General features: G+C 65.7%; 8 protein-coding genes and 1 pseudogene. 1 reads left to right on the top strand and 8 read right to left on the bottom strand.

The window, feature by feature from the left end; translation table 11 throughout:
* The first annotated feature begins 181 nt into the window (after nt 1–181).
* Nucleotides 182–448, top strand: a complete 267-nt coding sequence (locus HDG32_RS15055; RefSeq protein WP_184068302.1) for a DUF4148 domain-containing protein — start codon at nt 182–184, stop codon at nt 446–448.
* A 150-nt stretch (nt 449–598) separates the two neighbouring features.
* Here HDG32_RS15055 and HDG32_RS15050 read toward each other — a convergent pair whose 3' ends face one another.
* From HDG32_RS15050 to HDG32_RS15015, 8 genes and pseudogenes are all read right to left on the bottom strand, one after another.
* A complete protein-coding gene (locus HDG32_RS15050; protein ID WP_184068299.1) occupies nt 599–2,041 on the bottom strand; it encodes an aldehyde dehydrogenase family protein in 1,443 nt (480 codons plus the stop codon).
* Nucleotides 2,042–2,080: 39 nt separating this feature from the next.
* Entirely contained in the window at nt 2,081–3,268 is a 1,188-nt protein-coding gene (locus HDG32_RS15045; protein WP_184068296.1) for a fumarylacetoacetate hydrolase family protein, read from the bottom strand.
* 84 nt (nt 3,269–3,352) lie between these two features.
* Complete coding sequence (locus HDG32_RS15040; RefSeq protein WP_184023534.1) at nt 3,353–5,137, bottom strand: IlvD/Edd family dehydratase; 1,785 nt, start codon at nt 5,135–5,137, stop codon at nt 3,353–3,355.
* Nucleotides 5,138–5,169: 32 nt separating this feature from the next.
* Nucleotides 5,170–5,634 (bottom strand): annotated as a pseudogene (locus HDG32_RS15035) (MFS transporter); the annotation flags it as partial.
* 166 nt (nt 5,635–5,800) lie between these two features.
* A complete protein-coding gene (locus HDG32_RS15030; protein ID WP_184045189.1) occupies nt 5,801–6,796 on the bottom strand; it encodes a LacI family DNA-binding transcriptional regulator in 996 nt (331 codons plus the stop codon).
* A 156-nt stretch (nt 6,797–6,952) separates the two neighbouring features.
* A complete protein-coding gene (locus tag HDG32_RS15025) occupies nt 6,953–7,837 on the bottom strand; it encodes an SMP-30/gluconolactonase/LRE family protein (RefSeq protein WP_184068293.1) in 885 nt (294 codons plus the stop codon).
* A complete protein-coding gene (locus HDG32_RS15020; protein WP_184068291.1) occupies nt 7,834–8,601 on the bottom strand; it encodes an SDR family NAD(P)-dependent oxidoreductase in 768 nt (255 codons plus the stop codon). The genes HDG32_RS15025 and HDG32_RS15020 overlap by 4 nt, the downstream gene beginning before the upstream one ends.
* A 65-nt stretch (nt 8,602–8,666) precedes the next feature.
* Entirely contained in the window at nt 8,667–11,072 is a 2,406-nt protein-coding gene (locus tag HDG32_RS15015; RefSeq protein WP_184068288.1) for a glycoside hydrolase family 3 N-terminal domain-containing protein, read from the bottom strand.
* Nucleotides 11,073–11,337: the final 265 nt, after the last annotated feature.

Raw genomic sequence — 11,337 nt, 5'->3', positions numbered from 1 at the left:
TCGCGGATCGCTTCGCAAATCGACGCTCGACGGCCTTGCTCTCTCATTATTGTTTTGGTTTCAGAAACAGTGAGTTCAGAAATTAGGTATTTACCCTACTTTCCGCTCCCCCTAGACTGTCATCACTGCTGCAAACCAATGGTTTCGCAGCCTAACAAGACAAAACCTGGAGGTAGTAAAAATGAAATCGCTCGTTCAAGCTGTCGTTATCGCCGCTACCCTCGCTGCTCCGGTTGCCGTTTTCGCTCAATCGAACCAGCCGCTGACCCGCGCGCAAGTCCGTGAAGAGCTGGCTCAGATCGAAAAAGCCGGCTACAACCCGGCACGTTCGAACCCGAACGAATATCCGTCGAACATTCAGGCTGCCGAAGCCCGCGTCGCGGCGCAAAACACCGCGGTCGGCGGCGTGACCAGCGGTTCGTCGCAGCAAGGTCACGCAGCGCAGTAAGGCGTTGCAGGTTGGCAAGTTGCTGTTGATGTAGCTGTACCTGCCGGAGCGCTCGGCTTGGCGCTCTCGCAGCTTCCCCTACTGGCCCGCCATCGCGACTGAATGCGATGGCGGGCCAGTTCCGTTTTGGGGAGCTCTGTTAGTTCTGCGTCAGACCGCGCCCGGGTTGATATACGCGGTCTTCACCGACGTATAGAACTCGCGGGCGTAGGCGCCCTGCTCGCGCGGACCGTAGCTCGACCCCTTCCGCCCGCCAAACGGCACGTGATAATCGACCCCCGCCGTCGCGGTGTTGACCATCACCATGCCGGCCTGCACATGGCGGCGGAAATGACTCGCGTACTTCAGCGATGTCGTGCAGATGCCGGCCGACAACCCGAACTCGGTGCCGTTGGCAACCGCGAGCGCTTCCTGGTAGTCCTTGACCTTGATGACCGACGCCACCGGCCCGAATACCTCTTCACGGTTGATGCGCATAGCCGGGGTCGTCTCCGTGACCAGCGCCGGCGCGAGGAAATAGCCGCGCGTCGAGCCTTCGACGCGTTCGCCGCCGAACACCGTGCCGCCCTCTTCGCGCGCGATCGCCAGATAGCGCTCGTCCTGTGCCAACTGCTTGTCGTCGACGACCGGGCCGATGTGCGTGCCGTCCGCGAGCGCATCGCCGACCTTCAGCGCGCGCATGCGCGCCTTCATGCCGTCGATGAAGCGGTCATAGATCCCCCCGGTCACGATCAGCCGGCTCGACGCCGTGCAACGCTGGCCCGTCGAGTAGAACGCGCCGTTGATGCACGCTTCGATCGCAACATTGAGATCGGCGTCGTCGAGCACGACCATCGGGTTCTTGCCGCCCATTTCCAGCTGGAATTTCTTGCCCGAATCGAAGCACTTCGCGCCGATCGCGCGGCCCGTCGAAACGGAACCGGTGAAGCTGATCGCATCGACATCCGGCGACGACACGAGCGACTCGCCAACCACCGAACCGCGCCCCATCACGAGGTTGATCACCCCCGCCGGCGCGCCCGCCTCGGCGATGATCTTGACCAGCTCCCACGTGCTGTCCGGCACCAGATCGGCCGGCTTGATCACGACCGTGTTGCCGTACGCAAGCGCCGGCGCGATCTTCCACGCCGGAATCGCAATCGGAAAATTCCACGGCGTAATCAGGCCGACCACGCCAACCGGCTCACGCGTCATTTCGACCGTCATGCCCGGCCGCACCGACGGCATCACTTCGCCGCCGACGCGCAGCGCTTCGCCCGCGAAGAACTTGAAGATCTGCCCGGCGCGGCCCACTTCGCCGATCGCCTCGGGCAGCGTCTTGCCCTCTTCACGCGCGAGCACCTTGCCGAGCTCCGCCTTGCGCGCGAGGATCGCGCTGCCCGCCTGGTCGAGCACGTCGAAGCGCTGCTGCGGCGTGGACAACGACCACTGCGCGAAGGCCTTGCGCGCGGCGCTGATCGCGCGATGCGTCTGCTCGGCGTCGGCTTGCGCGAATTCGCCGATCACGTCGTCGAGATTCGACGGATTGACGTTGCGCGACACGCTCGCGCCGTCGACCCACTGTCCGTCGATGTAGTTTGCGAACTGACTCATGTCCTGATTCTCCTTTCGAAAATTGCAGCGACAATCCGGTTATTCAGCAACGAGCAGGCCACGGGCCGCGAGATTGCGATAGAGCGCGCGCACGCCGAACGTCCACGGCTCGATTTCGGTGGACAGGCGCACCGTGTTGGTCAGCGCGCCGAGCTGCGGCGTCGAAATCGTCACGCGATCGCCGAGGTGGTGGGTGAAGCCGCCGCCGGGCGCGTCGCGGTCCTTGATCGGCGAGAACATCGTGCCGAGGAACAGCATGAAGCCGTCCGGGTACTGGTGGTGGCGGCCGCAGGTCTGCGCGACGAGGTCGGCCGGGTCGCGGCTGATCTCGCTCATGTGGCTCACGCCGTCGAGCGCGAAGTCGTCGTCGGCGCCTTCGACGCGCAGCGACACGCTCGCCGCGCGCACCGAGTCGAGCGAGAAGGTGTCGTCGAACAGCCGCACGAATGGGCCGATCGCGCACGAGCCGTTGTTGTCCTTGCACTTGCCGAGCAACAGCGCCGAGCGGCCTTCGATGTCGCGCAGGTTCACGTCGTTGCCGAGCGTCGCGCCGACGATGCCGCCGCGGCTATTCACCGCGAGCACGATCTCCGGCTCCGGGTTGTTCCACACCGACGCGGCGAGCAGACCGACGTCCACGCCGAAGCCGACTGCCGACATCGGCTGCGATTTCGAAAATACTTCGGCGTCCGGACCGATGCCGACTTCCATGTATTGCGACCACGCATCGCGACGCTCGAGCTCGGCCTTCAGCTTCATCGCCGCTTCCGATCCCGGCTTGATCTTCGACAGATCGGTGCCGATCGTCGACGCGATCGTCTCACGCACTTCCTTCGCCTTCGCCGGATCGCCGCCGGCCTGCTCCTCGATCACGCGCTCGATCAGGCTCACCGCGAACGTGACGCCGCAGGCCTTGATCGCCTGCACGTCGCACGGCGCGAGCACGCGCACGGCCGGTGCGCTCGCGCCCGGCAGATTCGCCTCGATCAGTTGCGCAACCGGCCCGAGCGGCACGCCCGGCGCGCTGCGCGCAAATTGCGCGGCATCGTCGCGCTCGAACAGGTCGGCGGTAGTCGGCACGACCGCGGTGATGTCGAACACCTCGCCGCCGCGCACGACGACCACGCACGGTCCTTCATGCTGTTCGGTCTTGCGCCACACGCGGCCGATCAGCAGTGCGTCGTTCAGATCGCCGGGAAGAAAGCTGGAGGGGAAAGTTGCGGACATGGGATGGGCTCTTTCGGATAAGTGGGAAAGCGGGCAAGGCCGGGCGTCGCGTTGCGTGCGAAGCCCGGCCTTGTCACCTGCAGGTCAATGCGAATGCCGTGGGTTGCCGCGCTCGGCAATCACCTTCAGATACAGCGTCGCCGGTTCGAGGCAGCCGCCGGTCGAAAGCTGGCCGACCGTCTTGCGATACAGCTCCTGCCACGGCGTTTGCGCGGGCGGAATCTCGAAGTGCACGGTTTCGCGACGTCGCGCGAGTTCCGCTTCGTCCACCAGCACTTTGACGCTACGCGAATTCAGATCGACGCGGATGCGGTCGTTCGTGCGCAATAGCGCAAGGCCGCCGCCCACCGCCGCTTCCGGCGACATGTTCAGAATCGACGGGCTCGCCGACGTGCCGCTCTGACGGCCGTCGCCGAGCGTCGGCAGCGACGTGATGCCCTGGCGCACGAGCGCCGCCGGCGGCGCCATGTTGACGACCTCGGCGCTGCCCGGATAGCCGACCGTACCCGTGCCGCGAATCACGAGGATGCAATGCTCGTCGATTTCAAGCGACGGGTCGTTGATGCGCGCGTGATAATCCTCGGGGCCGTCGAACACGATGGCGCGCGCTTCGAAGCTGTTTTCTGCGCCTGGCTCGCTCAGGTAGGTCTTGCGGAACGCATCGCCGACCACCGACATCTTCATGATCGCGCTGTCGAAGAAGTTGCCGGACAGCACCATGAAGCCCGCGCCGTGCTTCAGCGGATCGTCGGTCGTCTTGATGACCTCGCGATCCGGCGCGGGTGCGGCGGCCGCGATTTCGCCCATCGTGCGGCCCGACACGGTCAGGCAATCCTCGTGCACGAGGCCGCCTTTCGCGAGCTCGCGCATCACGGCCGGTACGCCGCCCGCGCGATGGAAGCTCTCGCCGAGATATTCGCCGGCGGGCATGCAGTTGACGATCAGCGGCACCTGCTCGCCGACGCGCTGCCAGTCTTCGAGACTCAGCTCGACGCCCATGTGCCGCGCAATCGCGATCAGATGCGGCGGGCAGTTGGTCGACGCGCCGAGCGCCGATGCGACGACGATCGCGTTTTCGAACGCTTCTTTCGTCATGATCTTCGACGGCCGCAGGTCCTCGCGCACGAGGTCGACGATGCGCTTGCCGGTCGCGTAGGCCATCTGGCCGCGCTCGCGGTAAGCAGCCGGAATGCTCGCGCAGCCGGGCAGCGACATGCCGAGCGCTTCGGCGAGGCTGTTCATCGACAGCGCGGTGCCCATCGTGTTGCAGTGACCGATCGACGGCGACGACGCGGTAGTCAGCTCCATGAAGCCTTCGTAGTCGATCTCGCCGGCCGCCAGCAGATTGCGTGCATGCCAGATCACGGTGCCCGACCCGACGCGCTTGCCGTCGTGCCAGCCGTCGAGCATGGGACCGCCGGACAGCACGATCGCCGGCATATCGACGGTGGCCGCCGCCATCAGGCACGCGGGCGTGGTCTTGTCGCAGCCGGTGGTCAGCACGACGCCGTCGAGCGGGAAGCCGTGCAGGATTTCGACGAGGCCCAGATACGCGAGATTGCGATCGAGCGCTGCGGTCGGCCGGCGGCTCTGCTCGGCGAGCGGATGCACCGGAAACTCCATCGGAATGCCGCCCGCGTCGCGAATACCGGCCTTCGTGCGCGCCGCGAGCTCGATGTGATGCCGGTTGCACGGCGCGAGATCGCTGCCGGTCTGCGCGATGCCGATGATCGGCCGGCCCGACTGCAGCTCTTCGCGCGTCAGACCGTAGTTCATGAAACGCTCGACGTACAGTGCCGTCATATCCGCATGCGAGGGATCGTCGAACCATTCCTGGCTGCGCAGCCGGCGCGGGGTGGATGCTGACATGATGCGTGTCTCTCTGTCTGGGTGAGGGTTTCTTATGCGTGCTCTGCGTGTTTCTGTGCCCGCGCTGTCTCGCGGCCGGGGCCGCTGCCTTCATTCGAGGCGGCCCGCGTCAGCATCGTGCGCGGCACGAGCAGGATCAGCACGCAACTGACCAGCAGACACGCACCGAGTGCGTAAGTGCCGTTGTTGATGTCGCCGGTCAAATCTTTCGCTACGGCGGTGATCATCGAACCGGTAAAGCCGGACAGATTGCCGATCGCGTTGATCATCGCGATGCCGGCCGCCGCGGCGGCGCCCGACAGCAGCTGTCCCGGGAACGTCCAGTAAATCGGCATCAGCGCAAGGATGCCGGCGGTGGCGATCGTCAGAAACGTGATCGCCCACACCACATGATGCGCCAAAGCCGCACTCATGATCAGACCGATTCCGCCGATCAGCGCGGGAATCGCCGCATGCAGGCGCCGCTCACCGGTTTTCTTTGAATGCGCCGTGCCGGCGAACCTCGCCGTGACGTTACCGGTAACATTTCTGACTGTGGATGTTACGCCCGGCTTATGGTCCGGGCAACCAAGGGATATCCCTGAGCTGTTTAATTAAGGGTAGTTCGAGGTGTTCGCGGCTTGCGAATTCAGCGTCGCCCCGCTGATGCTCGCAGCGTGCCCTCTACGCGCTATCGCGTGCAATCACCGTGAAATCGATCTTCACCGCTTTCCTGCGCTGCACCTCGCCCGCTTCGCGATCGGCGAGCGCCGCGAGCAGCGTTTCGCCAGCGCGCAGGCCGATGCCGTACGCGTCGACCGACACCGTCGTGATGCTCGGCTGACAGCACCACGACACCTCGAAGTTGCCGAACCCGGCGACCGCGATGTCGCCCGGCACCGACAGCCCGCGCCGGTGACACTCCATGATCGCGCCGAACGCCGACATGTCGCTCACGCACATCACGGCCTCGGTATCGGGCCACGTGTCGAGCAATGCGCCGATCGCCGGTGCGCCGTGGCTCATCGTGATCGGCGAATCGCCGAGCCGGATCACGCGCGGCTCGCCGAGGCCGAGCGCCTTGATTTCGGCGACGTAGCCGCGCATCCGGTCGTGCCCGCGCCGGTCGCGCTCGCTGGCACCCGCGATGAAGCCGATCCGCCGATAACCGCGCTCGTGCAGATGCCGGACCATCGCGCGCGCCGCCGCCGAGTTCGAAAAGCCGACAACCGTATCGATTGGATCGCTGGGCAAATCCCACATTTCGACGACCGGAATGCCGGCGCGCTGCAACAGCATGCGCGTCGCCTCGGTGTGCCGGCCGCCCGTCAACGCGACGCAGCGCGGCTGGTGGCGCAGCATCGAGCGCACCAGCAGTTCTTCCTGTTCCAGACGGTAGTCCGTGTCGCCGAGCAGCAGTTGCAGACCGTGCGGGCCCAGCGCGGCATTCAGTCCGCGCACGGTGTCGGAGAAGTTCGAGCTGGACAGCGACGGCACCAGCACCGCGACGAACGCCGAGCGTCCCGACGACAGCGCGCCCGCCGCCGCATCGGCGACGTAGCCGAGTTCGTCGATGACCTTCTGCACGCGTTCGCGAGTCGCCTGCGACACGTTGCGGCCGGCGAGCACGCGCGACACGGTCATCTTCGAGACGCCCGCGCGTTCGGCAACATCGGACATGCGGGGCGGGACTGGCGGCCTGGACGTCATGATAGGTATCGGGGCGAATGCGCGAAAGTCATGGAACGCACATGATAGCGGGCCGCTCCTTGCGGAGCGACCAGGCAACGTCAGGGTTGCGTTTTGCGGCCTGTCCTGTCGCTGTGTTTTTGTCGTCTAGCGCTCGAAGCCCACCGTGCAGCGCGCCTGAGCCTGCCCCGCCACCGGCGCGCGGAACGAGAACAGCCCGCCCGCCTGCGGCTGATGCTGGCGCTCGACCGCCGTCAGTCCCTTCCATGCGGTCGACACATAGACGGTTTGCAGATCGTCACCGCCGAACGCGAGCTTCGTCACGTTCGCGCACGGCAACGGCACCTGATCGACCAGCTCGCCCGCCGGCGAGTAACGCTCGATCCGCCAGCCGCCGAACAGCGCGATCCACACGAAGCCGTCGGCGTCGACGGCCATGCCGTCGGGATGGCCGTCGCCGGAGATGGCGGCGAAGATGCGCTTGCCCGACAGCGTGTCGTCCGCGGCGACGTCGAAGGCATAAACCACGCGCCGCATCGTGTCGTTGTGATACAGCGTGCGGCCGTCCGGGCTCATCGCCGGGCCGTTCGTGATCACGTAGTCGTCGTCCTGCGCGATTGCCGCGCCTTGCTCGTTCACGCGATACAGCGTGCCGCTCGGCGCCTCTTCCGCATCGTCCATCGAGCCGAACCACAGGCGTCCCCGTGCATCGACGAAACCGTCGTTGAGGCGGTTGCCCGGCAGATGCGGTTCGACCTCGGCGAGCTTGCTGAACTCACCGCTCGCCGGATCGAAGCGATGCAAGCCGGATGGCAGCCCGCATACGAACGTGCCGTCCGCGAGCGGCGCCAGAAAACCGGGCTGGTCGGGCGCCTGCCACGTCCGCTGCTCGCCGGTCGCGACGGACAGCCGATGAATCCGGCGCCCCTTGATATCGACGAAATACACCGCGTTTTCGGCGGCCTGCCATAGCGGCCCTTCGGCCAGTTCGGCGCCGACCGCCCATACGCACGCTGGGACCGGCATGCTCATTCTCCGTACCACCCTGCGTCGACGAAGTAATCGCGGCCGGAGCAGCGTGACGCGTCGTCGGAGGCGAGGAACAGCGCCATACGCGCGACGTGCTCGGGCTCGATGCGCAGTTGCAGACATTGACTCGCGACGACCTTCGCTTCGCTCTCAGCCGATTGCCACAGCTGCATCTGCCGCGGCGTCTTCACCGCCCCGGGGATGATGCAATTCACGCGGATGCCCGAGCTGCCCAGATCACGCGCGAGACCACGCGTGAGCCCTTCGATGCCGGCCTTGGCGGTCATATAGATCGCGAGGTTCGGCAGCGCGAGATGCCACGACACCGAGCCCAGATTCAGGATCACGCCGCGCCCCGCGCGACGCATACCGTTCGCGGCGGCCTGCGCGCAGAAGAACTGGTGGCGCAGATTCACCGCGATACGGTCGTCCCAGTAACTCGCGGTGAGCTCGCCGATTTCGTGCCGGTCGTCGTTGCCGGCGTTGTTGACGAGCACGTCGATCGGGCCCACCGCATCGACGATGTCGGCGAACGTGTTTTCGATCGCGTCGACATTTTTCAGGTCGCAGCGGCGGAACAGCGGCGGATGCTTCGCGTGGCGAAGCGTTTCCTGCAGCGCGAGCGAACCGTGCTCGGCGACGTCGAGGAAGAACACGCGCGCGCCTTGCTGCGCGAAGGCCTCGACGATCGCGGCGCCGATCCCGCTGCCGCCGCCGGTCACGACGATGGTTTTGTCCGACAGACTTGGATAGGTTGCGTACGACATCAGATTTTCCACTTGTTACGAGTAGGACCACACACAGGACGGCGCTCGCCGCCCTGACCCGCCGCTTAGGCCACGATCTCGACCTCGCTCAGCATGCGCCAGTTGCGTTCGAGCGTTCTCGTCGCGGAGCCCGCGACGGCGACCGTGCCGCTCAGATGAATGTCGCGGCTCGAGCTGCCGACCAGCAGATCGAAGTCACCGGGCTCGACGATACGCTCGCCGCACGCGTCGGTGAAGTTCAGCATGTCGACCGGCAGTTTCACGCGCACACGCGCCGACGCACCGGCCGCGAGCGGCACGCGCGCAAACGCCTTCAGCTCGCGGACCGGCCGCGCGACCGACGCGTGCCGGTCGTGCACGTAGATCTGCACGATCTCGGTGCCGTCGCGCGCGCCGATGTTGTCGACCGTGAAGCTCAACTCGATCGTACCGTTTTCGATCGACACTTCGCTGTGCGCGAGCGCGAGATCGCCGTAACGGAACTGCGTATAGCCGAGACCGAAACCGAACGGATAGCGGCAGCCGAAATGGTATGCAATCGGCGTTCCCGCGCTCTTCAGACGATGGTTATACACGTACGGCACGGCGCCCGCGCTCTTCGGCGCCGACAGCGGCAGACGGCCGCTGAAATTGGCGCGGCCCACCAGCAGATCGGCCAGCGCCTCGGCGCCACGCTCGCCCGGCGCGAACGCCATGATCTGCGCGGCGATGCGGTCTTCGAGGCCGCCGAGATTGTACGGACGGCCGCCCGTCATCACGACGACCGTCGGCGTGCCGCTATCGACCACTGCCTGCAGCAACGCCTGCTGCACACCCGGCAGGTCGAGGCTGTCGGTATCGGACCCTTCGCCGACCGTGCCGGACTGGAACAGGCCCGCCAGATCGCCGACGAACACCAGCGCGACGCCCGCTTGCCGGGCGGCTTCGACCGCGGACGCGATGCCGTCGGTGTCCTTGCTGATCAGCTCGTCGCAATGCGCGTCGCCGGTCAGATCGAGCGACACGTCGCCCGGGAACACCGGCGCGCCCGCGCGGCGCTCCTTGATGATGTCGCAACCCTGCGCGTGAATTACGCGCTCGTCGCCGAGCAACGCTCGCAGCGAACGCAGCGGCGTCGCGATCGAAGCAGTGGACTGCTCGCCGCTGTTGATCAGGTGCACCGGGAAGCTGTAGCCGGCGAGCAGCGCGAGCGGATCGTCGGCGGTCGGGCCGATCACCGCGATCTTTTCCGGGCCGTGCGCGTCGAGCGGCAGCACGTCGCCTTGATTGCGCAGCAGCACCGCCGATTCGAGCGCGACCTGATATGCGGTATCGCCCGCGGTCGCGCTTTTCACGTCGACGCGTTCGGGATCGACGTACGGATTCTCGAACAGGCCGAGCCGGAATTTCACGCGCAGCACGCGCGAGACGGCGGTGTCGATCGTCGCTTCGCTGATCTCGTTGCGCTCGAGCGCTTCCTTCAGATGCACCGCGCACTCGTGACCCGGCAGCTCGACGTCGAGGCCGGAGTTGAACGCGAGGGCTGCGGCCGACGCGCTGTCGCGCGCCACCGCATGATGGCTGAACAGCAGGTCGACGCCCGCGTAATCGGCGACGACGAGACCGTCGAAGCCCCATTTCTCTCGCAGCGTGTCGTGCAGCAGCGCGCGATCGCCATGACAGGGTACGCCGTCGACGTCGTGATAGGCGGGCATCACCGAGCCCGCGTTCGCAAGCTTCACGGCCATTTCGAAAGGCAGCATGAACACGTCGTTGAGCTCACGCGGACCGACATGCACCGGCGCATGATTGCGGCCGCCTTCGCTCGCCGAATGACCGACGAAATGCTTGAGCGTCGCGAGCAGATCGCGCTGTTCGCCCTGCAGGCCCTTCACGTAATGACACGCGAGCACGCCAACCAGATACGGGTCTTCGCCGAGCGTCTCCTCGGTGCGGCCCCACCGCGGGTCGCGCGACACGTCGAGCACCGGCGCGAGCCCCTGATGACAGCCGATCGAGCGTGCCTGCTCGCCGATGATCGTGCCCACTTCGCCGACCAGTTGCGGATTCCACGTCGCCGCATAGTTCAACGGCGACGGGAACAGCGTCGCGTCCTTGATCATGAGCCCGACGAGGCATTCCTCGTGTGACATCACCGGAATGCCGAGGCGCGTGTCTTCGACCATCTTGCGCTGCAGCTCGTTGAGCGCGCGTACGCCTTCTTTCGGATCGACCGTATGCGTGCCGAGCGGACGCGTGATCTGGCCGAGGCCATGCTGCAGGATCTCGTCGACCGTGATCTGGTTGGCGCTCTGCGCGAAATCGATGCTACGCGCCTTGTGATTGCCATCGGCCGACAGCTTCAGCCACGCGGCGTGAAGCTGCGCAATCTTTTCGTCGAGTGTCATGCGCGCGAGCAGATCGGCCACGCGCTCTTCCACGGCTGCCGCTGGATTGCGGTAGAGCGGGACCTCACTTTGGCGAAGCAACATCGAAAACTCCTTTTTTTTATCCTGGTGTACGAAGCGCATGAAGCGCCGACAAATCCGTTGTTTCTGACAAGCGTGCGGCATGGCGTTGCTTCAGCCCGGATGCCATCCCTTCTATTTCAGATGCCTTTCCAGACTTCGCAGTCCTGCTAATCGATCGAACGCAGCCGCGACTCGAATTCGCCGTGTTTGATCGGCTACGGGTCGTTCGTTGCGTCTAGCGACCCGATGCAATGGGACCGCGCCTGCTCGCGTCGTGCAAGCAGCG

The sequence above is a fragment of the Paraburkholderia sp. CI2 genome, from assembly GCF_014201055.1.
Classification (GTDB): domain Bacteria; phylum Pseudomonadota; class Gammaproteobacteria; order Burkholderiales; family Burkholderiaceae; genus Paraburkholderia; species Paraburkholderia tuberum.
Note: the sequence above shows the minus strand (reverse complement) of the source record. Positions and strands in the feature narration are given on the sequence as shown.

What these genes read in the sequence shown, in the direction of transcription:
- HDG32_RS15055 (WP_184068302.1), top strand. Translation starts at nt 182, where the DNA reads ATGAAATCGCTCGTTCAAGCTGTCGTTATCGCCGCTACCCTCGCTGCT.
- HDG32_RS15050 (WP_184068299.1), bottom strand. Translation starts at nt 2,041, where the DNA reads ATGAGTCAGTTCGCAAACTACATCGACGGACAGTGGGTCGACGGCGCG.
- HDG32_RS15045 (WP_184068296.1), bottom strand. Translation starts at nt 3,268, where the DNA reads ATGTCCGCAACTTTCCCCTCCAGCTTTCTTCCCGGCGATCTGAACGAC.
- HDG32_RS15040 (WP_184023534.1), bottom strand. Translation starts at nt 5,137, where the DNA reads ATGTCAGCATCCACCCCGCGCCGGCTGCGCAGCCAGGAATGGTTCGAC.
- HDG32_RS15030 (WP_184045189.1), bottom strand. Translation starts at nt 6,796, where the DNA reads ATGTCCGATGTTGCCGAACGCGCGGGCGTCTCGAAGATGACCGTGTCG.
- HDG32_RS15025 (WP_184068293.1), bottom strand. Translation starts at nt 7,837, where the DNA reads ATGAGCATGCCGGTCCCAGCGTGCGTATGGGCGGTCGGCGCCGAACTG.
- HDG32_RS15020 (WP_184068291.1), bottom strand. Translation starts at nt 8,601, where the DNA reads ATGTCGTACGCAACCTATCCAAGTCTGTCGGACAAAACCATCGTCGTG.
- HDG32_RS15015 (WP_184068288.1), bottom strand. Translation starts at nt 11,072, where the DNA reads ATGTTGCTTCGCCAAAGTGAGGTCCCGCTCTACCGCAATCCAGCGGCA.